23 protein-coding genes and 1 riboswitch are annotated in these 23,243 nt (G+C 71.8%); of the genes, 10 read left to right on the top strand and 13 right to left on the bottom strand.

Annotated features, from left to right (window positions below; all coding sequences use genetic code 11):
• Nucleotides 1–3: 3 nt before the first annotated feature.
• Nucleotides 4–213, top strand: a complete 210-nt coding sequence (locus RH864_RS03530) for a hypothetical protein (protein ID WP_310516133.1) — start codon at nucleotides 4–6, stop codon at nucleotides 211–213.
• Nucleotides 214–321: 108 nt separating this feature from the next.
• Here the strand turns inward: RH864_RS03530 and gcvP are convergent, their stop codons facing one another.
• From gcvP to gcvT, 3 genes are all read right to left on the bottom strand, one after another.
• Entirely contained in the window at nucleotides 322–3,210 is a 2,889-nt protein-coding gene (gcvP, locus tag RH864_RS03525) for an aminomethyl-transferring glycine dehydrogenase (RefSeq protein ID WP_310516132.1), read from the bottom strand.
• 16 nt (nucleotides 3,211–3,226) lie between these two features.
• Nucleotides 3,227–3,598 carry a glycine cleavage system protein GcvH gene (gene gcvH, locus RH864_RS03520; RefSeq protein ID WP_310516131.1) on the bottom strand — a complete coding sequence of 124 codons (372 nt, stop codon included), beginning with the start codon at nucleotides 3,596–3,598 and terminating at the stop codon, nucleotides 3,227–3,229.
• A gap of 87 nt (nucleotides 3,599–3,685) precedes the next feature.
• A complete protein-coding gene (gcvT, locus tag RH864_RS03515; RefSeq protein ID WP_310516130.1) occupies nucleotides 3,686–4,849 on the bottom strand; it encodes a glycine cleavage system aminomethyltransferase GcvT in 1,164 nt (387 codons plus the stop codon).
• Between the two features lie 202 nt (nucleotides 4,850–5,051).
• Nucleotides 5,052–5,157: riboswitch (glycine riboswitch) on the bottom strand.
• A 189-nt stretch (nucleotides 5,158–5,346) separates the two neighbouring features.
• Between gcvT and RH864_RS03510 the strand changes: the two genes are divergently transcribed.
• From RH864_RS03510 to RH864_RS03475, 8 genes are all read left to right on the top strand, one after another.
• A complete protein-coding gene (locus RH864_RS03510) occupies nucleotides 5,347–6,057 on the top strand; it encodes an NUDIX hydrolase (RefSeq protein WP_310516129.1) in 711 nt (236 codons plus the stop codon).
• Nucleotides 6,054–7,412, top strand: coding sequence for a quinolinate synthase NadA (gene nadA / locus RH864_RS03505; RefSeq protein ID WP_310516128.1), 1,359 nt, complete (start codon nucleotides 6,054–6,056; stop codon nucleotides 7,410–7,412). The genes RH864_RS03510 and nadA overlap by 4 nt, the downstream gene beginning before the upstream one ends.
• A 1-nt stretch (nucleotide 7,413) precedes the next feature.
• Nucleotides 7,414–9,117, top strand: a complete 1,704-nt coding sequence (locus tag RH864_RS03500; RefSeq protein WP_310516127.1) for an L-aspartate oxidase — start codon at nucleotides 7,414–7,416, stop codon at nucleotides 9,115–9,117.
• A complete protein-coding gene (nadC, locus tag RH864_RS03495; RefSeq protein WP_310516126.1) occupies nucleotides 9,117–10,052 on the top strand; it encodes a carboxylating nicotinate-nucleotide diphosphorylase in 936 nt (311 codons plus the stop codon). Before RH864_RS03500 ends, nadC begins: the two co-directional genes overlap by 1 nt.
• Nucleotides 10,049–11,194 carry a cysteine desulfurase family protein gene (locus RH864_RS03490; protein ID WP_310516125.1) on the top strand — a complete coding sequence of 382 codons (1,146 nt, stop codon included), beginning with the start codon at nucleotides 10,049–10,051 and terminating at the stop codon, nucleotides 11,192–11,194. Before nadC ends, RH864_RS03490 begins: the two co-directional genes overlap by 4 nt.
• Nucleotides 11,191–11,340 carry a hypothetical protein gene (locus RH864_RS03485; protein WP_310516124.1) on the top strand — a complete coding sequence of 50 codons (150 nt, stop codon included), beginning with the start codon at nucleotides 11,191–11,193 and terminating at the stop codon, nucleotides 11,338–11,340. The genes RH864_RS03490 and RH864_RS03485 overlap by 4 nt, the downstream gene beginning before the upstream one ends.
• A gap of 213 nt (nucleotides 11,341–11,553) precedes the next feature.
• Nucleotides 11,554–13,086, top strand: a complete 1,533-nt coding sequence (locus RH864_RS03480) for a DHA2 family efflux MFS transporter permease subunit (RefSeq protein WP_310516123.1) — start codon at nucleotides 11,554–11,556, stop codon at nucleotides 13,084–13,086.
• 303 nt (nucleotides 13,087–13,389) lie between these two features.
• Nucleotides 13,390–14,046, top strand: a complete 657-nt coding sequence (locus tag RH864_RS03475) for a phosphoribosyltransferase (protein ID WP_310516122.1) — start codon at nucleotides 13,390–13,392, stop codon at nucleotides 14,044–14,046.
• A gap of 137 nt (nucleotides 14,047–14,183) precedes the next feature.
• On the opposite strand, the gene RH864_RS03470 is transcribed toward RH864_RS03475, so the two are convergent.
• Nucleotides 14,184–14,969 carry a putative protein N(5)-glutamine methyltransferase gene (locus RH864_RS03470; protein WP_310516388.1) on the bottom strand — a complete coding sequence of 262 codons (786 nt, stop codon included), beginning with the start codon at nucleotides 14,967–14,969 and terminating at the stop codon, nucleotides 14,184–14,186.
• 274 nt (nucleotides 14,970–15,243) lie between these two features.
• On the opposite strand from RH864_RS03470, the gene RH864_RS03465 reads away from it, so the two are divergent.
• Complete coding sequence (locus RH864_RS03465; RefSeq protein WP_310516121.1) at nucleotides 15,244–15,702, top strand: hypothetical protein; 459 nt, start codon at nucleotides 15,244–15,246, stop codon at nucleotides 15,700–15,702.
• 47 nt (nucleotides 15,703–15,749) lie between these two features.
• Here the strand turns inward: RH864_RS03465 and RH864_RS03460 are convergent, their stop codons facing one another.
• The 9 genes from RH864_RS03460 to RH864_RS03420 form a co-directional block, all read right to left on the bottom strand.
• On the bottom strand, nucleotides 15,750–16,610 hold the full coding sequence (locus RH864_RS03460; RefSeq protein WP_310516120.1) for an Fpg/Nei family DNA glycosylase: 861 nt from the start codon (nucleotides 16,608–16,610) through the stop codon (nucleotides 15,750–15,752).
• Between the two features lie 83 nt (nucleotides 16,611–16,693).
• Complete coding sequence (locus RH864_RS03455) at nucleotides 16,694–18,373, bottom strand: cell wall-binding repeat-containing protein (protein ID WP_310516119.1); 1,680 nt, start codon at nucleotides 18,371–18,373, stop codon at nucleotides 16,694–16,696.
• Nucleotides 18,374–18,526: 153 nt separating this feature from the next.
• On the bottom strand, nucleotides 18,527–18,964 hold the full coding sequence (locus RH864_RS03450) for a type II toxin-antitoxin system VapC family toxin (protein ID WP_310516118.1): 438 nt from the start codon (nucleotides 18,962–18,964) through the stop codon (nucleotides 18,527–18,529).
• A complete protein-coding gene (locus tag RH864_RS03445; RefSeq protein ID WP_310516117.1) occupies nucleotides 18,961–19,194 on the bottom strand; it encodes a FitA-like ribbon-helix-helix domain-containing protein in 234 nt (77 codons plus the stop codon). The genes RH864_RS03450 and RH864_RS03445 overlap by 4 nt, the downstream gene beginning before the upstream one ends.
• Before the next feature lie 177 nt (nucleotides 19,195–19,371).
• Complete coding sequence (locus RH864_RS03440) at nucleotides 19,372–19,962, bottom strand: IMPACT family protein (RefSeq protein WP_310516116.1); 591 nt, start codon at nucleotides 19,960–19,962, stop codon at nucleotides 19,372–19,374.
• Between the two features lie 6 nt (nucleotides 19,963–19,968).
• Nucleotides 19,969–20,235: a Txe/YoeB family addiction module toxin gene (locus RH864_RS03435; protein WP_310516115.1), complete on the bottom strand. Its 267-nt coding sequence runs from the start codon at nucleotides 20,233–20,235 to the stop codon at nucleotides 19,969–19,971.
• Nucleotides 20,232–20,480, bottom strand: coding sequence for a type II toxin-antitoxin system Phd/YefM family antitoxin (locus tag RH864_RS03430; RefSeq protein ID WP_310516114.1), 249 nt, complete (start codon nucleotides 20,478–20,480; stop codon nucleotides 20,232–20,234). Before RH864_RS03430 ends, RH864_RS03435 begins: the two co-directional genes overlap by 4 nt.
• Nucleotides 20,481–21,202: 722 nt before the next feature.
• Nucleotides 21,203–22,276, bottom strand: coding sequence for a redox-regulated ATPase YchF (ychF, locus tag RH864_RS03425; RefSeq protein WP_310516113.1), 1,074 nt, complete (start codon nucleotides 22,274–22,276; stop codon nucleotides 21,203–21,205).
• 52 nt (nucleotides 22,277–22,328) lie between these two features.
• Nucleotides 22,329–23,144, bottom strand: coding sequence for a class I SAM-dependent methyltransferase (locus RH864_RS03420; RefSeq protein ID WP_310516112.1), 816 nt, complete (start codon nucleotides 23,142–23,144; stop codon nucleotides 22,329–22,331).
• Between the last annotated feature and the right edge of the window lie 99 nt (nucleotides 23,145–23,243).

Genomic DNA, 23,243 nt, shown 5'->3' with positions numbered 1-23,243 from the left:
CCCATGCATCTCGCACATGTCGCCGCCGCGCAGCACCTCGCCGCCAGGGACACCGCACGCCTGTTCGCGACCACGTCCGACGAGATCGCGGAGGCCGAGCGCCGTGCCGTCCGCCGCCTCGAACGGCTCACTGCGGCCGCTTCGCCCGCCCCGAGGCATCCGCTCACCGAACGCGGCCGGCACGCCGCGCCGCCGCGGCCGGCCCGCGCCTGACGCACCGGCGTTGGTCGAGGAGCGATCTCGAGATCGGCTCACCAGGTCTCGATACGGCGCTGGCGCGCCGACTCGACCAACGAGGGGTCTACTCGACCAACGAGGGGTCTACGCGAACGCCTCGATCGGCGGGCACGCGCACACGAGGTTGCGGTCGCCGTAAGCCTGGTCGATGCGGCGCACGGGCGGCCAGTACTTGCCGCGGACGAGCGAGCGCACCGGATACACCGCCTGCTCGCGCGAGTACGCATGCGTCCACTCGCCCGCGATGACCGATTCCGCCGTGTGCGGGGCGTTCCGCAGCGGGTTGTCGTCGGCCGGCCACTCCCCCGCGGCCACGGCGTCGGCCTCCTCCTTGATCAGGACCATCGCCTCGATGAACCGCTCGAGCTCGGCGAGGTCCTCCGACTCGGTCGGCTCGACCATGAGCGTGCCCGCGACCGGGAACGACATGGTCGGCGCGTGGAACCCGTAGTCGACGAGCCGCTTGGCGACGTCGTCCACCGTCACCCCGGTCGCGGCCGTGAGCGGCCGCAGGTCGAGGATGCACTCGTGCGCTACGAGACCCGCATCGCCCGTGTACAGCACCGGGTAGTGCGCGCGGAGGCGCGCCGCGACGTAGTTCGCCGCGAGCACCGCGGCGGCCGTCGCCTGCTTCAGGCCCTCGGCGCCCATCATGCGCACGTACGCCCACGAGATCGGCAGGATCGACGGGCTGCCGTACGGCGCCGCCGACACCGGCCCGCCCTCGTGCACGAACCCGCCGGCGTGATCGGCGCGCTGTGCCATGGGGTGCCCGGGCAGGTACGGCGCGAGATGCGCCTTCGCCGCGACCGGGCCGACGCCCGGCCCGCCGCCGCCGTGCGGGATGCAGAACGTCTTGTGCAGGTTCAGGTGCGACACGTCGCCACCGAAGTCGCCGAAGCGCGCGTAGCCGAGCAGCGCGTTGAGGTTCGCGCCGTCGACGTAGACCTGCCCGCCCGCGTCGTGCACGGCCTGCGTGACGAGCGCGACGTCGTGCTCGTAGACGCCGTGCGTCGACGGGTAGGTGATCATGAGCGCGGCGAGCCGGTCGGCGTGCTCGGCGATCTTCGCCCTGAGGTCGTCGAGGTCGACGTTGCCGAGCTCGTCGGTCGCGACGACGACGACGCGGAGCCCTGCGAGCACGGCCGAGGCCGCGTTCGTACCGTGCGCGCTCGACGGGATGAGGCACACGTCGCGCTCGGTGTCGCCGTTGGCGCGGTGGTAGCCGCGAATGGCGAGGAGCCCCGCGAGCTCGCCCTGACTGCCCGCGTTCGGCTGCAGCGAGACGGTGTCGTAGCCGGTCACCTCGGCGAGCCAGGACTCGAGCTGTTCGATGACCCCGAGCGACCCGACGACGTCGGCCTCGGGCGCGAACGGGTGCAGCTCGGCGAACTCGGGCCAGGTCACGGCCTGCATCTCGGTCGCGGCGTTGAGCTTCATGGTGCACGATCCGAGCGGGATCATGCCGCGATCGAGCGCGTAGTCGCGGTCGGCGAGCGTCTTCAGATAGCGCATCATCTGCGTCTCGGACTGGTGCGTGTTGAACACGGGGTGCGTCAGGTACTCCGACGTGCGACGCAGCGCCTCGGGGATCCGGTTCGCGTACGTGCCGCCGACGAATCCGAGGTCGCGCGACTCTGGCCCGCCGAACGCGCGCACGACCGTGTGCAGGTCGTGCCAGGTCGTCGTCTCGTCGACCGAGACCTGCACGGTCGCCTCGTCGGCCTGCCAGAGGTGCACCCCGAGCTCGCGCGCGCGCTCGACGACGTTCGCGGCGAGGCCGGGCACGTGCACGCTGACCGTGTCGAAGTAGGCGTCGTGCGCGGGCCGCTGGCCGATCTCCTCGAGCCAGCTCGCGAGCATGGTCGCCTTGGCTGCGACCTCGGTCGCGATGTGACGGATGCCTCGGGGCCCGTGATAGACCGCATACATCGACGCCATGACCGCGAGGAGCACCTGCGCGGTGCAGATGTTCGACGTGGCCTTCTCGCGACGGATGTGCTGCTCACGCGCCTGCAGGCTCAGCCGGTAGGCGGGCTGGCCGGATGCATCCACGGAGACGCCGACGAGCCGGCCCGGCAGCTGGCGTTCGAGGCCCTTGCGGACGGCCATATAGCCGGCGTGCGGCCCGCCGAAGCCCATCGGCACGCCGAAGCGCTGGGACGTGCCGACGGCGACGTCGGCGCCGAGCTCGCCGGGGCTCGCGATCAGCGCGAGCGCCAGCAGGTCGGCCGCGACGACGGCGAGCGCGCCCTGCGTCTTCGAGTTGGCGATCACGTCGGCGGGGTTCCAGACCCGGCCGGATGCCCCGGGGTACTGCACGAACACGCCGAAGTGCTCGCCGTGGTCGGCGGTGCCTGCTGCGAGGTCGGCGACCACGAGCTCGATGCCGACGGCCTCGGCGCGCGCGGCGAGCAGCGCCTGTGTCTGCGGCAGGGCGTCGGCGTCGACGACGAACCGGTTGGACGTGGACTTCGAGGCGCGTCGCGCGAGCAACATGCCCTCGACGACCGCGGTGCCCTCGTCGAGCATGGACGCGTTGGCGATGTCGAGACCCGTGAGGTCTTCGACCATGGTCTGGAAGTTGATCAGCGCTTCGAGCCGGCCCTGCGAGATCTCGGGCTGGTACGGCGTGTAGGCGGTGTACCAGCTCGGGTTCTCGAGCACGTTCCGCTGGATGACCGCGGGCGTGATCGTGCCGAAGTAGCCGAGGCCGATCATCGAGGTGCGCGGTGCGTTCTGCTGGGCGAGCGCGCGCAGCTCGGCGATCGCCTCGCGCTCGGTGGCCGCGGCGGGGATGACCGAGTCGAGTCGCTCGCCGATGCGGATCGAGGCGGGGACCGCGGCGTGCATGAGGTCGTCGATCGACGCGTAGCCGAGTGCGTCGAGCATGTGCTGCTGGTCGGCCGGCGCGGTGCCGATGTGGCGCCGGGCGAAGGCGTCGGGGGCGAAGGCCGAGGAGGGGCGGTTCATCTTCGGTGCCGGCGGCTTACTCGCCGACCAGGGCGCGGTACTCCGCGTGGCTGAGCATGGCCGGCAGCTCGCCGGTCCTGACCTTGATGAGCCAGCCCTCGCCGAACGGGTCGCTGTTCACGAGCTCGGGCGCGTCGATCACGGCCTGGTTCGCCTCGACGACCTCGCCGTCGATGGGCGCGAAGAGCTCGCCGACGGACTTCGTCGACTCGATCTCGCCGACGACCGTTCCGGCGCTGACCGCCGTGCCGGCGGCGGGGAGGTCGACGTAGACGACGTCGCCGAGCTTCTCGGCGGCGTAGTCGGTGATGCCGATGACGGCGGTGTCGCCGTCGATCAGCACCCACTCGTGCTCGGCGGTGTACTTCAGGGTGGTCACATCGGTCATGGTGTCGCTCCTTGAACGGTTCGGGGTCTGGACGGCCGCCGGGCTCTGCGCGCGGCCGGAGGTCGAGGGATCAGCCGGTCGGAGGGGTCACTCGGGGCGCCGGTAGAAGGGCAGGTCGACGACGGTCGCCGGCACGCGCGTGCCGCGCACGTCGACGAACAGCCGGGTGCCGGCGTCGGCGAGGTCGGGTGCGACGTACGCCATGGCGACGGGGTGCCCGAGCGTCGGCGAAAGCGCTCCCGACGTGACGGCGCCGACGTGCGAGGCATCCGCCCCCTCGCCGTCGTAGACCTCGTAGCCGGCGCGCGGGGCGCGACGCCCGTCGGCGGTCAGACCGACGAGCACCGTCGCCTCGGCGCCGGGACCGCGCTCGACCGCGGCCCGGCCGACGAAGTCGGCGTCCTTCCCGAGCGCGACGACGCGGCCGAGGCCGGCCTGGACCGGGAACGTCGTGGTCGTGAGCTCGTGGCCGTAGAGCGGCATGCCGGCCTCGAGCCTGAGCGTGTCGCGGCTGGCGAGGCCGCACGGGACGACCCGGGACCCGCCGGTCTCGCGGAGCGCCTGCCAGAGCCCGGGTGCCCGATCGGGGGCGAGGTACAGCTCGAAGCCGTCCTCCCCGGTGTACCCGGTGCGCGCGACGAGCACGGGCCGGTCCTCGAACGTGGCGGCGAACGCGCGGTAGTACTTGAGCTCGGCGAGGCGGGCGTCGAAGTCCTCCTCGTCGTTGCCCGGGCCGTCGACGCCGAAGCCCGGCGTCTCCTGCAGGACCTCGAGCGCGTCGGGCCCCTGCAGCGCGATGAGCGCGACGTCGTCGCTCTCGTCGAAGACCTCGGCGTCGAAGCCCGCGGCGCGTTCGCGCAGCTCGGCCGCGACGACCTCGCGGTTGGCGGCGTTCGCGACGATCATGAAGCGGTCGGCGCCGGTGCGGTACACGACGAGGTCGTCGACGATGCCGCCGTCGTCGTTGAGCAGCAGCGAGTACTTCGCCTGGCCTTCGGCGATCGCCGAGAGCTTGCCGGCGAGCGCGGCGTCGAGCGCGGCGCCGGCTTCCGGTCCGAACACGACGATCTCACCCATGTGCGAGAGGTCGAACAGCCCGGCCCGCTCGCGCACCGCGTGGTGCTCGGCGAGGTCGGACGAGTAGCGCACCGGCATCTGCCAGCCGGCGAAGTCGGTGAAGGAGGCGCCGGAGGCGCGGTGCACCTCGTCGAGCGGGCTGAGCCGTGCGGTGGTGGGGCCGGATTCGGTCACGAGTTCTCCAGATTCGCGCGAGACGAACGGCTGATGCCGTCTGAGAACTCCCCCTCTGTCATGGGCCTGAGAGTTTCGCGCCTGAGCGCTTTCACCGTGGGCGGGAGTTCTCGAATGATTCATCCAGGTCTCGATACGGTCCGACTTCGTCGTCCCTACTCGACCCGGACGACGCTTCGCGTCGTCCGCTTTTCAGAGCGGCCTCGTCATCGCGGTAGCTGTGACCTGAGAGATTGGCGGGGAGGCTTGCTCCTTCGGTGCCGGCTTGCCCTGATCTCCAGGGCGTCCGGCTCTCCCGCGATGCGTCGATGGCCCGATATGCGATTGTGCTGCCGATCCTAGCCGACCACTCGGGCCACGCGCCTCCCTGAATCACCCCGTCTTGGCCGTGACGCGGCGATTTCACTTCGCGTCATGATGACTGTAAGCTGAGTCCAGCGAGTTCGTGTCACCCTGACTTGAACTCCAGCCGAACCCCCGATGAAGGGCGCACGACGATGACCGCAGCAGACCAGCGCGACGCAGGCGCCGCCGCGCGCCTCGCGGTCTCGACGGTGATCTTCGCGCTCAGCCCCGACGACGAGCGATCGCAGCCGAACCTCCGACTCCCGCTCGTGCGCCGGCTGCGCGAGCCCGACCTCGACCGGTGGGCACTGCCCGGCGGCTGGCTGCCGCACGACGAGGGCCTCGAACAGGCGGCCGGCCGCACGCTCCGCGAGACCACGGGCCTCACGCCGAAGTACCTCGAGCAGCTCTACACGTTCGGCGACGTCGACCGCTCCCCCGGCGAGCGCGTGGTCTCGGTCGTGTACTGGGCGCTCGTGCAGTCCGCCGACGTCGAGCGAGCCGTCGCCGACGAGAACGTCCAGTGGTTCGACGAGGACGAGCTGCCCGAGCTCGCCTTCGACCACCGGCAGATCATCGACTACGCGCTGTGGCGGCTCCGCACCAAGCTCGAGTACTCGCGTATCGCGCACGCGCTCCTCGGCGAGACGTTCACGATCGCCGAGTTGCGCGCCGTCCACGAGGTCGTGCTCAGGAAGCGGCTCGACCCCGCGAACTTCCGGCGCACCGTCGAGGCATCCGGCACGCTCGTCGACACCGGCGAGCGCCGCGCGGGCACCCGGCACCGCCCGCCCGCGCTGTACCGGTTCGCCCCGGAACCTCAGCTGACCACAGTGCTCCCGACGAGAGGACCCGCATCATGACCATCGCGCCGCCCCCGGCCAGGGACCCTCGGATCGGCGCCTCCGTCGACCGGGCCATCCGCCTCATCTCGACGGGCTCGTCGAAGGGATCGACCTGCGCGCCCGAGCTCGCCGACGGCCCGTGGGAGTTCGACCGCGGTCCGGCCGGCTACGGCCCGGGCGCGTCGCAGGGCGATGTGATCCCGACCGGCGCACCGCGCCAAGGGGCGCTGCCCGAGGAGTACCGCCGCGCCAGCAACGACGAGCTGCACAAGCGCATCCGCGCCGCGAAGGCCACGCTCGGCGACCGGGCCGTGGTGCTCGGGCACTTCTACCAGCGCGACGAGGTCGTGCAGCACGCCGACTTCGTCGGCGACTCCTTCCAGCTCGCGAACGCGGCCCTCACCCGCCCCGACGCCGAGGCCATCGTGTTCTGCGGCGTCCACTTCATGGCCGAGACCGCCGACCTGCTGTCCGGTCCCGAGCAGGCGGTGATCCTGCCGAACCTCGCCGCCGGCTGCTCGATGGCCGACATGGCCGACGAGTCGAGCGTCGAGGAGTGCTGGGAGCAGCTCGCCGAGGTCTACGGCGACCTCGACACCCCCGGCGCCGACGGCCGGCTGCCGGTCATCCCGGTCACGTACATGAACTCGTCCGCGGCGCTCAAGGGCTTCGTGGGCCGGCACGGCGGCATCGTCTGCACCTCGTCGAACGCGCGCACGGTGCTCGAGTGGGCCTTCGAGCGCGGCGAGCGCGTGCTGTTCTTCCCCGACCAGCACCTCGGGCGGAACACCGCGAAGGCCATGGGGGTGCCGCTCGAGCAGATGCCGATGTGGAACCCGCGGCGCCCGCTCGGTGGCAACACGGCCGAGGCGCTCGCCGACGCGCGCGTCGTGCTCTGGCACGGCTTCTGCTCGGTGCACCGTCGGTTCACGGTCGATCAGATCGCGCAGGCGCGAGTCGACCACCCCGGGGTCCGCGTCATCGTGCATCCCGAGTGCCCGGCTCCCGTCGTCGATGCGGCGGATGCCTCGGGGTCGACCGATTTCATCGTGAAGGCCATCGCCGCGGCCCCGCCAGGCACGACGTTCGCGATCGGCACCGAGATCAACCTCGTGCAGCGGCTCGCGGCGGAGCACCCCGAGCACACGATCTTCTGCCTCGACCCCGTGGTGTGCCCGTGCTCGACCATGTACCGCATCCACCCGGGCTACCTCGCGTGGGTGCTCGAGGAGCTCGTCGCGGGCCGCGTCGTCAACCGGATCACCGTGCCCGGCGAGGTCGCCGACCCGGCACGGCTGGCCCTCGAGCGGATGTTGGCGGCCAAACCGCCGGCCGACGGGCAGAGCCCGCCGGCCGCCACCCCGGGGGTCTGACATGGCCCGGGTGCTGGTGATCGGCGGCGGCATCGCCGGCCTGTGGACGGCGGTGAAGGCCGCCGACGCCGGGCACGAGGTCGAGGTCGTCACCAAGACGGCGCTCGGCGAAGGCAGCACCCGGCACGCGCAGGGCGGCATCGCCGCTGCGCTGTTCCCCGACGACTCGGCGGGCCGGCACGCCGCCGACACGCTCGAGGCGGGTGCGGGGCTCGCGGATCCCGAGGCCGTGGCCGTGCTCTGCGCCGAAGGCCCGGCGCGCGTGCGCGACCTGATCCGGTTCGGCGTCGCGTTCGACGGCGGCGAGTCCGGGCTCGCGCGCGGGCTCGAGGCGGCGCATTCCCGCGCGCGTATCCTGCACGCGGGCGGCGACGCCACGGGTGCGGCGATCGAGCAGGCGCTGGTCGAGACCGTGCGGCGGCGGGCGGTCCGGATCACGGAGCACGCGATGCTCATCGACCTCATCGTCGACGGCGACGACACGGTCGGGCGCGGCCGCCGGGTGATCGGGGCCGTCGTGCTCGACGCGTCGGGCGAACGCGTCGCGCTGCACGCCGACACGGTCGTGCTCGCGACCGGCGGCAGCGGATGCCTCTACCGGCATACGACGAACCCGGCCGTGGCGACGGGCGACGGGGTCGCGGCTGCGTGGCGCGCGGGGGCCGCCGTCGCCGACCTCGAGTTCACGCAGTTCCACCCCACGGCGCTCGCTGCGCCGGGCACGCCGCTCATCTCCGAAGCGGTCCGTGGCGAGGGCGCCGTCCTGCGCGACGCGCGAGGCGAGCGGTTCATGCTCGAGATCGATCCGCGCGCCGAGCTCGCCCCCCGCGACGTGGTGGCACGCGCCGTCTGGCGGCGCATGCGCGAGCAGGGCGGCGCGCCGGTGTTCCTCGACGCCACGTGCCTGGATGCCACGGACCCGGATGCCACGGGCCCGGACGCCCTGGCCACCGGCACCGCGGTCGCCGACGCCACCGCAGCGGACGTGACCGCGGAGGATGCGAGCAGCCTCGGAGCCGGGCGACTCGCCCGGCGCTTCCCGGGCATCGACCGCGTCGTGCGCGAGGCCGGGTTCGACTGGTCCCGCGAGCCGGTGCCCGTCACGCCGGCCGCCCACTATGCGATGGGCGGGATCGTGACCGACCTCGACGCACGCACCAGCCTGCCCGGCCTTCTGGCCGTCGGCGAGTGCGCGCGCACGGGAGTGCACGGCGCCAACCGGCTCGCCTCGAACTCGCTGCTCGAGGCCGCGGTGTTCGCCGACCGGGCGGTGCGCAGTCTCTCGGACGCGCGCCCGGGCGAGGTCCTGTCCTGTGATCCACTCCCGAATGTCGGATCGACCACACGACACGCCGTGCCCGAAGGGGTCCTGCCCGGCGTGTCGTCCGGCCGGTCCGACATTTCGGTGCGGCCGGATTCACCGCCGTTCTCGCGCAGCGCGCTGCAGGAGCTCATGTGGAGCCGGGTCGGCGTCGAACGCGACGAGATCGGGCTGGCCGAGGCATCCGCTCGCCTCGCCGCCTGGAACGCGCCGGCGCCCGTCGACCGCGCCAGCGCGGAAGACCGCAATCTGCTCGACCTCGCGCGGTTGACCGTCGACGCCGCCCGGGCGCGACGCGAGAGCGTCGGCGCCCACTACCGTACCGACGGCGGCGAGACGCTCGACGCCGCATCGACCCCGAACCCAGCCCTGGAGGCCGCCTGATGACCGACCGACGTGAGATCGACCGGATCGTCGGCGCCGCGCTCGACGAGGATGCCCCCTGGGGCGACCTCACGGGTGAGACGCTCATCCCGGCCGCCGCGACCGCCGCCGCCGAGCTCGTCGCACGTGAGGCCGGCGTGCTCTCGGGCATCGACGTGTTCGCCGCGGCGTTCCGGCTCGTCGACGAGCGCATCGAGGTGCGGCCGTCCGCGGCCGACGGGGACCGATTCGAGGCGGGCGCCGCGCTGGCGCGGGTGTCGGGCCCGGCCCGGGGCATCCTGCGCGCCGAGCGCGTCGCCCTGAACCTGGTCCAGCGCATGTCGGGCATCGCGACACTCACCGCGCGGTACGTCGCCGCGGTCGACGGCACGCGTGCCCGGGTCGTGGACACCCGGAAGACCACACCGGGGCTCCGCAGCCTCGAGCGGCAGGCCGTGCGCGACGGCGGCGGGCGCAATCATCGTCGATCCCTCTCGGACGCCGTCATGGCGAAGGACAACCACCTGGCCGTGCTGACCGCGGGCGGCACCGACCTGGCCACCGCGTTGCGGGACGCCCGCGACCGGCTGCCGCACACCGTGCACCTCGAGGTCGAGGTCGACCGGCTCGATCAGCTCGACGCGGTGCTCGCGGGCGGTGCCGACACGATCATGCTCGACAACTTCACGCTCGACGAGCTGCGCGACGGGGTCGCCCGGATCGGCGGCCGCGCCGTCGTCGAGGCATCGGGCGGCGTCTCCCTCGACACCATCGCCGCGATCGCCGCGACAGGCGTCGACGTGATCTCGGTCGGCGCCCTCACCCACTCGGTGCGCTCCCTCGACCTCGGGCTCGACGTCGTGATCGAAGCCGCAGGCGGCTCAGGCGCCGCGGCCGGCGGCGGCGCGAACCGCTCCGGCGCGGCCGCCGGCCGCGCGGCGCGAGGCGCGCCGTGATCTTCCTCGACCACGCCGCGACCTCGCCCGTGCGCCGCGAGGCGCTCGAGGCGATGTGGCCGTACCTGACCGGGGCGTTCGGCAATCCGTCGAGCCAGCACCGGCTGGGCGACGAGGCCGCGCGAGCGCTCGCGTGGGCCCGAGCGACCGTCGCGGACGCGACCGGCGCGAGGCCCGGAGACGTCGTGTTCACGAGCGGCGGCACCGAGGCCGACAACCTCGCGCTCAAGGGGATCGCGCTCGCGACGCCCCGGGGCCGGCACCTCGTGATCTCCCCCGTCGAGCATGAGGCGGTGCTCGAGTCGGCGTCCTACCTCGAGCGGCTGCACGGGTTCGAGGTGTCGCTCGTCGCGGTCGACGAGCACGGGCTCGTCCACCCCGACGCGCTCGCGCGGGTGTTGCGAGACGACACGACGCTCGTGTCGGTGCAGCTCGCGAACAACGAGGTCGGCACGGTGCAGCCGGTCGCCGAGCTCGCGGGGCTCGCGCACGCGGCCGGCGCGCGCGTGCACACGGATGCGGTGCAGGCCGCCGGCTGGCTGCCGCTCGGGCTCGACGACCTCGGCGTCGACGCACTGTCGCTCGCCGGGCACAAGGTCGGCGCGCCGAAGGGCACGGGCGCGCTCGTCGCGCGCGGGCGCGTGCCGTTGGAACCTGTGCTGCACGGCGGCGGGCAGGAACGCGGGCGCCGCTCGGGCACCGAGAACGTCGCCGGGGCCGTCGCGTTCGCGACGGCGTTGCAGCTCGCCGAGGCGGAACGGGCCGAGACGTCCGAACGGGTCGGCGTGCTCAGGCGGGAGCTCGTGGCGCGCGTGCTCGGCGAGGTGCCCGGCGCCCGGCTCACGGGCGACCCCGAGTCCCGTCTGCCCGGCACCGCGTCGTTCGTGTTCCCCGGCGCGGCCGGTGAGGCGGTGCTCCTCGAGCTCGAACGCGACGGGGTGCTGAGCTCGAGCGGATCGGCGTGCGCGGTCGGGCGCGACGAACCGTCGCACGTGCTCACCGCCATGGGGATCTCGCCCGAGCTGGCGCAGACCGCGGTGCGGTTCACGCTCGGGCGGGAGACGTCCGAGGACGAGGTCCGCGCGGCCTCGGACGCCGTGCTCAGGGCCGTGTCGGCGGTGCGCGGTATCGTGGCCGTATGACCGACCAGACGCCGAACCACAAGTCCGACGCCGACGAAGCGGCCGCCGAGCGCCGCGAAGAAGAGGAGCTCGCCCCCGAGGAAGAGCTGCTCGAGGGCTGGCTGCCCGAGGCGACGCCCACCGACGGTCCGGCACCCGCGCCGTGAGCTCGGCCCGCTAAGACACACCGCGTTCGATCTCGACGTCGAGAAACATACGTTCCTATCGATCGCCGAATTCGGGAATAGCCCGTCATCCCGACCGGGTTCACCCACATGCCGGTCTCCGGCAGTTTTCGATGCAGCATCCCACGGAAGCAGCATGCCGCGGGCGCCGGCGCCCACCGGCGCCCGCCCGCCGTGAACCGATAGGACCCCCACGTGACCGAACGCGCCGTTCCCGACCTCGACGCCCAACGCGGCGCCGGGCCGTTCGAGGCACCCGGCGCCGGCAGCGCGCCCGCGACGCCGCCGAACACGCGCGTCATCTGGCTCCTGCTCGCGGCGACGTTCGTGGTCTTCCTGAACGAGACCATCATGGGCGTCGCGGTGCCGAACCTCGTCGACGACCTCGGCATCACCGTCACCGCCGCACAGTGGCTCACCACCGCCTTCCTGCTCACCATGGCCGTCGTGATCCCGATCACCGGCTACCTGCTGCAGCGCTTCCCGACCCGTCCCGTGTTCATCACGGCGATGACGCTGTTCTCGGTCGGCACGCTGCTCGCCGCGCTCGCACCCGGCTTCGAGGTACTGCTCGCCGCACGCGTCGTGCAGGCCAGCGGCACGGCGATCATGATGCCGCTGCTCATGACGACGCTCATGTCGGTCGTGCCGCCGGCCGACCGCGGCCGGTTCATGGGCCGGGTGTCGATCGTCATGTCGGTGGCGCCCGCGATCGGCCCCACGATCTCGGGCATCATCCTGAGCGTCGCCTCCTGGCGGTTCATGTTCTGGCTCGTGCTGCCGATCGCGGTGGCGATGCTGATCATCGGCATCCGCAAGGTCGAGACCGTCAACGAGCCGCGCCGGCTTCCGATCGACGTGTTCTCCGTCGTGCTCTCCGCGTTCGGGTTCGGCGGGCTCGTGTACGGGCTGAGCCAGCTCGGCGGCGAAGGTGGCGGGCACGGCGCCGCTGCCGCCGAGGCGGCGGCCACGCCCGCGGCCGTCATCTGGATCGCCTTCGGCGTGGGCGTCGCCGGCATCGCCGGGTTCATCTGGCGCCAGCTGATCCTGCAGCGCCGAGACCGAGCTCTCCTCGACCTGCGCACCTTCCGGTCACGCAACTTCACGATCTCGGTCGCGCTCATGATCGTGCTCATGGCGTCCCTCTTCGGCACCATCATCGTGCTGCCGTACTACCTGCAGCGGGTGCTCCTGCTCGACCCGCTCGAGACGGGGCTGATCCTGTTGCCGGGCGGGCTGCTCATGGGGCTGCTCGGCCCGGTCGTCGGCCGCCTCTACGACCGGTTCGGACCGACCCCGCTGCTCGTTCCCGCGAGCGTCGTGCTGAGCGGCGCATTCTGGTCGTTCACGCTGCTGAACGAATCCACGTCGGTGTGGCTCGTGCTGCTCGCGCACCTCGTGATGTCGGCCGCGCTCGCCTTCATGTTCACGCCGCTGTTCACCTCGGCGCTCGGGTCGGTAGACCGGAAGCTCTACTCGCACGGCTCGGCCATCATCGGCACGGTGCAGCAGGTCGCGGGCGCGACGGGAACCGCACTGTTCATCGCCGTCATGGCCGGCCAGCAGACGGCCGCGGCAGCGGCCGGCGCGGGTGAGATCGCCGCACAGGCCGCAGGCATCCGCGCCGCGTTCCTCGTCGGCGCGATCATCTCGCTGGCCGCGATCGTCGGCGCGCTGTTCATCCGCAAGCCGGCCGACATGGTCGAGGGCGCGCACGCACCGCACTGAACCCCGCGCCGCTCCGCGCGTCAGCGGGCGCCGCCGCGCGCCGCTCCGCGCGTCCGGCGGGCAAAGAAGTGGCGGGCGGTGCCCCCAGCACCGCCCGCCCGAGCCGGCCCCTCTCCGGCTTGTCGTTCATCGGCGACGTCCTGCACCCCCGTACCGTCGGTGGCCGATTCACGATTGGATTCCCGTTCCGAGAGCCAAGTTAGCCGCTCCGAAGCGCGGCGAGCTGGGGCTTGACGCGCGGGCCGTGCTCGGGGTAACGAGGGCACCACGACGAGTTCACGGGCGACGAGGGGCGGTGGGCCGATGGCGTCGGTCGAGCGATTCGCCGACCGTCGCGACGCGGGCCGGCGGCTGGGTCGCGAGCTGAAGTCGCGGGCCCCCGATCGGCCGGTCGTGCTGGGCCTCCCACGTGGCGGCGTGCCCGTGGCCGATGAGATCGCGCGGGCACTCGACGCGCCGCTCGACGTGCTCGTCGTGCGGAAGCTCGGCGTGCCCTGGCAGCCCGAGGTCGCCATGGGCGCGGTCGGCGAACAGCAGGCCGTGATCTGGAACGACGACGTACGCCGCACCTCGCGCATCCCCGACCACGAGCTTCGGGCCCTCGAACGCCGGGAGCGGAGCGAGGTCGAAGCCCGCGTGACGCGGTTCCGTGGCGGGCACCCGCCGATCGAGCTCACCGGGCGTACGGCCGTCGTCGTCGACGACGGGGTCGCGACCGGCGCGACCGCGCGCGTGGCGTGCACGATGGCGCGTCAGCTCGGTGCAGACCGAGTCGTGCTCGCGATCCCGGTCGCCGCACCCGACGTGGTCGCGGACTTCCCCGAGGCCGACGAGGTCGTCGTGCTGTCGACGCCACGCAGCTTCATGTCCGTCGGCATGCACTACCGCGACTTCACCCAGACCTCCGATGAGGAGGTCGTCTCGATCCTGCGCGCCGGCCGCGGCGACGACCGCCACTGACCTGCGATCCGCGCGACGCGCGCGCCCCGCGAGACGAGTGACCCGCGACCGCGCGACGCGCGCGCCCCGGCGCGACACCTGGCCCGCGACGCGCGCCGTGACCGGTCCGTGCGGGCCGCGACCACCCCGATGCGCGCTCAGCGCGCCGCGCGTCCGATCACGACCGTGGCGCCGAGCTCATCGTCCGTGACGACACGGGTCTCGAGCCCCGCCGCGCGGAGCAGCCCGGCCGTCCCCTCCGCCTGCCCCGAGCTCGACTCGATGAGGACATGCCCGCCGGGCGCCAGCCACTCGCGCGACGACGCGGCCACGCGTCGATGCAGGTCGAGTCCGTCGGAGCCGCCGTCGAGCGTGTGCCTCGGCTCGTGGTCGCGCGCCTCGCGCGGCATGCCGGAGATCTCCGCGCTGGGCACGTACGGCGCGTTGACGGCGAGCACATCGATCGTGCCCGCGACCTCTCGAGGGAGCGCGTCGTACAGGTCGCCCACGTACGTCTCACCGCCGTACGCGGCGAGATTCTGCGCCGCGAACGCGACGGCAACCGGGTCGAGATCGGCGGCGACGAGCCGGTGCGCCGCTCCCGACGCGCCGACGACCGCCGCGATCGCCGCGACGCCGCAGCACAGGTCGACGACGACCGGCGCAGGCTGCGCCGCGGCGAGCGCGGCGGCTTCCGCGGCGAGCACCGTGGTGCGCTGACGGGGCACGAACACCCCGGGCCCCACGCGGAGCCGTATCCCCGCGAACTCGACCCAGCCGAGCAGGGGTTCGAGCGGCTCGCCCGCGATCCGCCGTTCGACGAGGTCGAGCAGGGTCTCCGTGTCGCCCGCCGCCTCGTCGAGCAGGCGCGCCTCGTCCTCGGCGAACACGCACCCCGCGGCGCGCAGCCGCGTGGCGATCTCGGCCCGATCGGGGCGGGTCATCGGGTTCACGTCGTCATGGTACTGCCGGCGCCCCGGCGGGCCGTATCGGCGCCGACCGCACCGACGCCGATCCTGTCCCGCCCCCGGCGCCGGCGTCGGTCTCGCCCCGGCCTGCCCCGCACGCCCCGAGCGCCTGCGGCGCTCGGGCCGGGGCCGCCCGAGCGCCGCACGCGCGGGACCCGAGCACGATTCGGCACCGATCCGCAAGCCGTTGCCCGAGGCATCCGGATCGCGGTCCACTGGAGGCACCCGAACCTCGAGGAGGCGGATCATCGTGGACACCGGCACACTCATCTGGATCATCGTCGCGGTCGTCGTCGTCATCGTCGTCGTCGCGATCGTCGTGGCGCTGACGTCGCGTCGGGCACGCGAGCGGCGAGCCAATCAGCAGCGGAGCAAGGCGCAGGAGATCCGGGCGGAGGCGCAGCGAACGCAGGAACGCGCCGAGGCCGAGGGCGTCGCCGCAGCGCAGGCCTCGGCCGACGCCGCGAAGGCCGACGCGGACGCCCGTGCGGCGCAGCTCGAAGCGGATCGTCTCGCGCGCGAGAGCGAGGCACGGCAGTCGCAGGCGGCCGGGCTGCAGCAGGAGACGCAGGATCGCATGCGTCACGCCGACCACGTCGACCCCGATGTCACCGATCGAAACGACGCCGACGGACGCCACAACGACGGCCCTGCTCCGGACGACCGCGGCACGGCCGACCAGGGCGGCGCGCACGGCCGCCACGCGTAGCCGGCGCCGACGACACATCGACGCCGCCCGCCCGTCGGCTCAGCGGCTCACTTCACCAGGCGTGAACGGAGCCGGTCGGCCAGCGGTTTGCCGCCCGTCTGACAGGTCGGGCAGTACTGGAACGTGGAGTCGGCGAAGATGACCTGACGCACGATGTCGCCGCACACCGGGCACGTCTCGCCCGTGCGGCCGTGCACCTGCATGCCCCGGCGTTTGGCGTCTTTCAGGTCGGCGGGCGGCTTTCCGGATGCCACGGCCACCGCCTCGGCGAGCGTGTCGCGCATGGCATGGAAGAGTGTCTCGACCTGCTCGGGCGCGAGGTTCGCGGCGAGCGCATAGGGCGACATCCGCGCGGCGTGCAGGATCTCGTCGGAGTAGGCGTTGCCGATGCCCGCGAAGATGGACTGGTCGCGCAGCACGCCCTTGATCTGCGTGCGCCGCCCGCGCAGCTCGGCCGCGAACTCCTCGAACGTGAAGCCGGGCGCGGTCGGGTCGGGACCGAGCCGCGCGATGCCGGGCACTTCGGCGGGATCGCGCACGACGTAGACGGCGAGTGACTTCTTGGTGCCGGCCTCGGTGAGATCGAACCCAGCGCCGTCGTCGAGCCGCAGGCGCAACGCCAGCGGTGACTTGCCCGGCTTCACGGGTGTCTTCGGCAGCTCGTCGTACCAGCGCAGCCAGCCGGCGCGCGCGAGATGGAACACGAGGTGCACGCCGCCCGCCTCGAGGTCGACGAACTTGCCCTGCCGCGATGCCGCACTCACCGTCGCGCCCTCGAGCGCCGACAGGGGTGGATCGAACGTCTTCAGGGCCGAGATGGAGGCGAGCCGGACGGACTCGATGGCGTGACCGACCACGCGTTCGCGCAGGAATCGCGTGAGCGCTTCGACCTCGGGGAGTTCGGGCACACGACCATCCTGCCGTGGACCACCGACATCGCGCGCGCTTCGCGCCCGATTCGCGCGCGCTTCGCCCGCGATTCCCGGCGGACTCAGCCGAACGCGACGCCGCGTGCGGTGAGATACGGCAGCGGATCGATCTGCGTGCCGTTCTGGTACAACTCGAGATGCAGGTGGCATCCGGTCGCCGCGCCCGTCGCACCCGACCAGCCGATCTGCTGGCCGCTGGTGACCGCCTGCCCGACGCTGACCAGGGTGCCCCCGTCGGCGAGGTGGGCGTAGCCGGTCTCCATGCCTCCGCCGTGCGAGATGCGCACGAAGTTGCCGAACGTGCCGACCGGCTGCGCCGTGGTCACGGCGCCGTCGGCCGCGGCACGGATCGGTGCCCAGCATCCGGTCCCGATGTCGAGCCCGCGGTGGAACGACGAAGTGCAGCCGCCCGGCGTGCAGATGGGCGTGCGCGGCCCGAATACGTCGGTGATGCGACCGTTCGCGGGCTTCGACCACTCGTGGCAGATGTCGCCGCGCACGACCTCCTCGCCGACGGTGGCCGCGCTCCCGAGATAGACGCGCGCTCCCGGCGAGAGTCCCTGCATCGAGCTCGACGTCGCGTACGACATGCACTCGCGCTTGACGAGGTACAGCGGGGCGCCGAGCTGGCCGGCGAGCGCGGCCCCGGCGAGCGCGTCGGCGAATCCCTCGCCGGTCGCGATCACCACACTGTCGAGCGAGGTGCGCCCGCCGAAGACGGCCTCGTTGATCGCGATGGCCGTCGAGAACCGGTTCTGGCCCTGGTCGCGATGCACGGTGAAGCCCGCGGACGTCAGTTGCTGCTGGATGGCGGCGCTCACCGCGTGGATGTCGCCGACGATCCTGATGGTGCGGATCTTGAGCTTCTTCATCAACGCGAGCGTCTCCGCCCGCACCGTGGGCGTCTGCCCGTCGACGAGGAACACCGGGGCGCTCATCGTGCCGGCCGCCGCCGACGCCGCGAGCGCGTCGGGAAAGGTGCGGCCCGTCGCGACATACGCCTGATCGGCGACCGTGAACGCGTCGGCGATGATCCTCTCGGCGGTCTCGTACCGGTCGACGCCGCCGAGCCGGTCGACCCTGATGTTCGGCGAGATCTTGCCGAGGGCGTCGAACACGGGCTTCGAGATCGTGGCCTCGCTGCCCGCGACGACGATGCGTTTCGGATTGAGCCGCCGGATCTCGCCGGCGACGATGTCGGTGAGCACGTTGGACTCGGTGAGGAGCAGCGGGCCGCCGAGGCGCGCGGCGGCGGCCGCCGAGGAGAGCGCGTCGGGGAAGTCGAGTCCGGTCGCGACGTAGACGACGGGCACGTTCGGCTGGAACCGGCTGCCGATGGCGACCGACGTGGCGTAGCGGTTGATGCCCTGCAGCCGGTAGATGCCCGGCGGGAAGTCGTTGATGACGGTGCTCCCGTTGACGAGCGCGTGCGCCTCCAGGCGGGCGTCGGCGCGGGGCGCGACGTCGGCGTCGGTCGGGGCCTTCGGCGGGGCGGATGCCTCGGGCGCGGGCGACGGCTCAGGCGATTCGGATGCTCCGGGCGGGTCGGATGCCTCGGGCGGAGCCGTGGGCTCGGGCTGCGCCGGTTCCTCGGACTGGGCGGTGTGCTCGGGCCGGGCGGTCTCGGCCGGTGCGGAGACCGACGGCGGTGTCTCGGGCTCGGCGGCGAGCGCCGGCAGGCCACCCGCCCCGACGATCCCGAGCGCGATCACGATACTCAGCAGCGACGTCGTCCGACGCATGCGGGCCCCCTCCAGCTCGCGAAAGGTCGTACGCCGACCTGCGCCACCCACCAGGCGTTCGCACCTCGAAGTGTATGGCGACTCCCCGCTCTTCGCGAACGAAGAAGGCGGGACGGGGCACCGACGCCGACGCCGACTGCATGGCACTCGAGGTCACGATCGGATACTCCCGACTGCGTCCCACGGGTTCACCAGCTCGATCCCGGTGCGGTCGAAGTCTCTGGTATTCCGGGTCGCGCAGACTGCGTTGCGTGCTCGACAGATCGAGGCGATCTGCGCATCTGCCATGCTGATGGGCTGACCCGACTTCTCGCGTGCGTCGAGGATGTCGGCATAGTGATCAGCCGCCCGGTCGTCGAACGAGAGCACGGAACGGGTGTCGCGATAGGGCTGGACCGCACGCTCGATCGACTCGACCAGCACCGACCGACGACGACCCATCGGCAGTCGTCGAACGCCCGCCAAGAGCTCCGCGAGGGTGATGGCCGTGATCGCGACGTCGTCGTCGATCGATTCCAGCCAGGAGACGACGCGCGTATCCGGCTCACGTCGGAACACCTCCGAGATGACGTTCGTGTCGAGGATGATCACTCGAAGTCGACCACCCGCGCGGCATCCGAACGCTCAGGTACGGGAAGCTCGTCAACGCCGCCAACATCACGCGCCGCGTGCAAGAGCGCCACGCCGATATGGGGCCGACGCACGGCCGCACTGAGTATTTCGCGGGCCTCGGCCTCCATCGAGCGCCCGTGTGCCCTCGCCTGTGCCGCGAGCCGGTTCTTCACGGACTCATCCAGTCCACGGACGATGATGGATGCCATGCGTACCTCCGGATCTGCTATCACCATGATAGCAACCGTTGGTTCCGTCTCGACCGGCCGTCATTTCGTTCGCGCACGCCCGCCATTCGAGCATGCCCCCGGGCGCGTGGCCCGCCCGGGGCGGCGATCTGTGGAGAACCTCGGTCAGCATCGAGGGCCACGCAGTACACAGGTCGTTCACACGTCGAGATGGAGCTCCGCACGCCCCTGCGAGGCGTCGTTGATGTCCGCGATCACGGCCGCCGCACTTCCCTCTGCGACGCGCGCCGTCAACTCCACGTCCGCTCCGTGCCGCACCGCCTCGAGCGTCGCGCCGCGCGCCTCGAGCTCCCGCCGCACCGCGCCCTCGTACGTGTAGGGCACGGTGATCAGCAACGCTCGGGTCCGGATCAACGGCACCCTTTCCGCGTCGCGCAGCGCCTGCGCGACCGTGTCCGTGTACGCGCGCACGAGTCCGCCGGCGCCGAGCTTGATGCCGCCGAAGTAGCGCACCGCGGTCGCCAGCACGCCCTCGAGCTCCTGGTGCCGCAGCACGTCGAGCATGGGTCGGCCGGCCGTTCCACTCGGCTCACCGTCGTCGTTCGCCGCGGACTGCCCGCCGGCCATCAGCGCCCAGCACACGTGCCGCGCGCCCGGGTGTTCCGCCCGGAGCCCGGTCACCCGCTCGACCGCCTCGTCGCGCCCCGAGACGGGCTCGACGCAGCCGATGAAGCGGCTCTTCTTGATGAGCAGTTCGCTGTGGTGGGGCTCGGAGAGAGTGAACGGCATTGGAATTCAGTAGTGGTAACGCGCCTGCAGCACCACGAGACGGGTGTCATCGACGACGTACACGAGACGGTTCGCCTCGTCGATGCGCCGGGACCAGGCGCCGGCCAGCGCGTGCCGGAGCGGTTCCGGCTTCCCGAGGCCTTCGAAGGGGTCGCCACGGAGGATGTCGTCAACGAGCGTATTGATGCGTCTGAGCGTCTTCCGATCCTGACCTTGCCAGGAGACGTAGTCCTCCCAGCCTTCCGCCGTCCAGGCGAGCAGCCGGTCGGTCATGGTTCGACGAGCCCACGCTCCTCCGCCGTGCCGGCGCGCGCTTGATCGAGCGCGTTCATGAGCCGCCGGGCATTCTTCGGCGAGCGCAGCAGGTACGTCGTCTCGATGAGCGAGTCATACTCATCCTTCGACATCAACACCGCCGACCCGCGCTTCGAGGTGATCTCGACCTCGGTCTGATCGAGGTTGACCCGCTCGATCAGCCCGAACAGGTCGCTCCGAGCCTCACTCGCCGTGATCGCCATCTCGCACCTCCAAGTCGTACAAGAAATGGTACCACTTAGCGAGCTGGCTCTCCCGACCACAGCTGCCCGGATCACACATTGAAGCGTCCGATGGTCACCCACCCATGGCGCATGGACGAGAAGCAGGGACTACGCCCGGTACCTAGATGCCCCCTGGCATCGCGAGCCTGGAGAAGTATTCGACCAGCCCGACGCGCCGTACGACGATGAACTCGACGCGTCGCTCGCAATCGCCGAACGCATCGTCACTCCCGGAGAAAATCGATTTTTCTGCGGGTACTGCTTCCACAGCGACGCACAAGCCCACTTCATCGCACCGGACGTCGCCGGCGATCCCAGCATCTACTGCGTCCAGTCCCCGGCTTATAGCGTCGTCGAGTCATCTGGCGGCAACGGGAGAGTCAAACACTGGGGCTCTCCGTTTGGCTGCCAGTCGGTCGAATATCACATCTCGTCCGGCGGGTACAGCCGCGATCCCTACATCGGTCCGGTGGCTGCGTACGTCTACGGCCGACCTCTTCCAGCAGACGAAGTGATCAATCGCGAATGGTGCTCACGGTGCGTGGGTGCCGCACAAAATGTCCGCAGTAACGCCGCAGCCTCAGGCGAGGATGAGTTGGAGTGGGCGCAAGAGCGCACGCAAACGCACGTACGCTTCATGTCGCGCCGACTGCTTGATTACTACGGAGGCTAGACCCAGGAGGCCCCCTCCGAGTTCCGGATCAGACGTTGAACCTGAACTCCACCACGTCGCCGTCCTGCATGACGTAGTCCTTACCCTCCATGCGGGCCTTCCCCTTGGCGCGCGCCTCGGCCACCGACCCCGTCGCCACGAGATCCTCGAACGAGATGACCTCGGCCTTGATGAACCCGCGCTCGAAGTCGGTGTGGATCACGCCGGCGGCCTGGGGCGCCTTGGCGCCCTTGGGGATGGTCCAGGCGCGCGACTCCTTGGGGCCGGCGGTGAGATAGGTCTGCAGGCCGAGGGTGTCGAAGCCGACGCGCGCGAGCTGGTCGAGGCCCGACTCGTCCTGCCCGGTCGAGGCGAGCAGCTCGGCGGCGTCGTCGGGATCGAGGTCGATGAGCTCCGACTCGATCTTCGCGTCGAGGAACACCGCGTCGGCGGGGGCGACGAGCGCGGCGAGCTCCGCTTTGCGGGAGGCATCCGTCAGCACCGCCTCGTCGACGTTGAAGACGTAGATGAACGGCTTCGCCGTGAGCAGACCCAGCTCCTTGATCGGCTCCAGGTCGACGGATGCCGCGGACAGGGGCGTGCCGCCCTGCAGCGCCTCGAGCGCCTCCTTCGCGGTCGCGAGCACCGAGGGGTCGAGCTTGCGCCCCTTGACCTCTTTCTCGTACCGCGTGATCGCGCGCTCGAGGGTCTCGAGGTCGGCGAGGATCAGCTCGGTGTTGATCGTCTCTATGTCGGACTTCGGGTCGACGGCGCCGTCGACGTGCACGACGTCGGAGTCCTCGAACCCGCGCACGACCTGGGCGATCGCGTCTGCCTCGCGGATGTTCGCGAGGAACTTGTTGCCGAGCCCCTCGCCCTCGCTCGCGCCGCGCACGATGCCTGCGATGTCGACGAACGACACGGCAGCCGGCAGGATGCGCTCCGACCCGAAGATGCCGGCGAGCGTCTCGAGCCGCGAGTCGGGCAGGTTCACCACGCCGATGTTCGGCTCGATCGTCGCGAACGGGTAGTTGGCCGCGAGCACCTGGTTCTTGGTGAGCGCGTTGAACAGGGTCGACTTGCCGACGTTCGGGAGACCGACGATTCCGATGGTGAGTGCCACGGGCGTCCATCGTACCGGGGTGCGCCTGGCAATCCGCGCGCGATCGGGCGAATCAGGCCTCGAGGCGGGTGCGGAAGCAGTGCGTCACGTAGGGCACGGCGAGCTCGGCGGCGCCCGCGAGGTCGGGATGCGTCAGCAGCAGCGTCTTCACGGCGGCGATCGTCTCGCGCTGGTCTGCCTGAGACGCGGTCAGGAAATGCGAGCGCGAGCGCACGAGGTCGAGGAACGTGCTGCGGGTCATCCGCTGCACCCACTCGACCCGGACCTCCTCGACCGCGCCGAACGGCGCGCCGATCTGCACCGTCGAGGCGTACGTGGTGCTCGCGTCGTAGCGTTCGTGCATGAGCTCGCCCGCCTCGTGCAGCCAGCCAGTCCGCGTGTCGCGGCTGTTCCAGACGAGTCCGAGCGTCCCGCCGGGCCGGAGCACCCTCGCGATCTCGGGGATCGCGCGCGCACGCTGGAACCAGTGCCAGGCCTGGCCGGCCACGACCGCATCGACGCGCCCGTCCTCGAGCGGGATGTCCTCGGCGGTGCCGAGGACGCGTGGCACGCCGGGCACCCGCAGTTCGAGCTCCTCGAGCATCTCCTCCACGGGATCCACCGCGATCACGTCGCGATCGAGCGCGACGAGCGCCTCCGTGAGCTTGCCGGTTCCGGCGCCGAGGTCGAGCACGGTCGCGGCGTCGCCGATGAGCCAGGCCACCGCCTCGGCCGGATACCCGGGCCGGGAGGCCTGATAGACCGATGCCGCGGCACCGAACGAGCGCGCGGTCTGCTGCGTCCGCGGGTCGGACGGGTCGGCGACCACGGGCGCGCCGAGCGCGCCCGCTGACCGCGAGCGGTCGGGCGTGGGGCGCGTGTCGGTCACGGGTCGCCTCCTTTCCGAGACGGATGCCTCGGCCACCGGATGCCTCGCTCACGCCATTCCATGCCCCCGGCGAGGCATCCGTCAACCGTCGCAGGTGCG

Origin of the sequence: Agromyces aerolatus, from assembly GCF_031432255.1 — a bacterium.
Lineage (GTDB): Bacteria > Actinomycetota > Actinomycetes > Actinomycetales > Microbacteriaceae > Agromyces.
The sequence above is the reverse complement of the archived record's forward strand: the minus strand, read 5'-3'. Positions and strand labels throughout refer to the sequence as shown.

What these genes read in the sequence shown, in the direction of transcription:
- RH864_RS03530 (WP_310516133.1), top strand. Translation starts at nt 4, where the DNA reads ATGCATCTCGCACATGTCGCCGCCGCGCAGCACCTCGCCGCCAGGGAC.
- gcvP (WP_310516132.1), bottom strand. Translation starts at nt 3,210, where the DNA reads ATGAACCGCCCCTCCTCGGCCTTCGCCCCCGACGCCTTCGCCCGGCGC.
- gcvH (WP_310516131.1), bottom strand. Translation starts at nt 3,598, where the DNA reads ATGACCGATGTGACCACCCTGAAGTACACCGCCGAGCACGAGTGGGTG.
- RH864_RS03510 (WP_310516129.1), top strand. Translation starts at nt 5,347, where the DNA reads ATGACCGCAGCAGACCAGCGCGACGCAGGCGCCGCCGCGCGCCTCGCG.
- nadA (WP_310516128.1), top strand. Translation starts at nt 6,054, where the DNA reads ATGACCATCGCGCCGCCCCCGGCCAGGGACCCTCGGATCGGCGCCTCC.
- RH864_RS03500 (WP_310516127.1), top strand. Translation starts at nt 7,414, where the DNA reads ATGGCCCGGGTGCTGGTGATCGGCGGCGGCATCGCCGGCCTGTGGACG.
- nadC (WP_310516126.1), top strand. Translation starts at nt 9,117, where the DNA reads ATGACCGACCGACGTGAGATCGACCGGATCGTCGGCGCCGCGCTCGAC.
- RH864_RS03485 (WP_310516124.1), top strand. Translation starts at nt 11,191, where the DNA reads ATGACCGACCAGACGCCGAACCACAAGTCCGACGCCGACGAAGCGGCC.
- RH864_RS03475 (WP_310516122.1), top strand. Translation starts at nt 13,390, where the DNA reads ATGGCGTCGGTCGAGCGATTCGCCGACCGTCGCGACGCGGGCCGGCGG.
- RH864_RS03470 (WP_310516388.1), bottom strand. Translation starts at nt 14,969, where the DNA reads ATGACCCGCCCCGATCGGGCCGAGATCGCCACGCGGCTGCGCGCCGCG.
- RH864_RS03455 (WP_310516119.1), bottom strand. Translation starts at nt 18,373, where the DNA reads ATGCGTCGGACGACGTCGCTGCTGAGTATCGTGATCGCGCTCGGGATC.
- RH864_RS03445 (WP_310516117.1), bottom strand. Translation starts at nt 19,194, where the DNA reads ATGGCATCCATCATCGTCCGTGGACTGGATGAGTCCGTGAAGAACCGG.
- RH864_RS03440 (WP_310516116.1), bottom strand. Translation starts at nt 19,962, where the DNA reads ATGCCGTTCACTCTCTCCGAGCCCCACCACAGCGAACTGCTCATCAAG.
- RH864_RS03435 (WP_310516115.1), bottom strand. Translation starts at nt 20,235, where the DNA reads ATGACCGACCGGCTGCTCGCCTGGACGGCGGAAGGCTGGGAGGACTAC.
- RH864_RS03430 (WP_310516114.1), bottom strand. Translation starts at nt 20,480, where the DNA reads ATGGCGATCACGGCGAGTGAGGCTCGGAGCGACCTGTTCGGGCTGATC.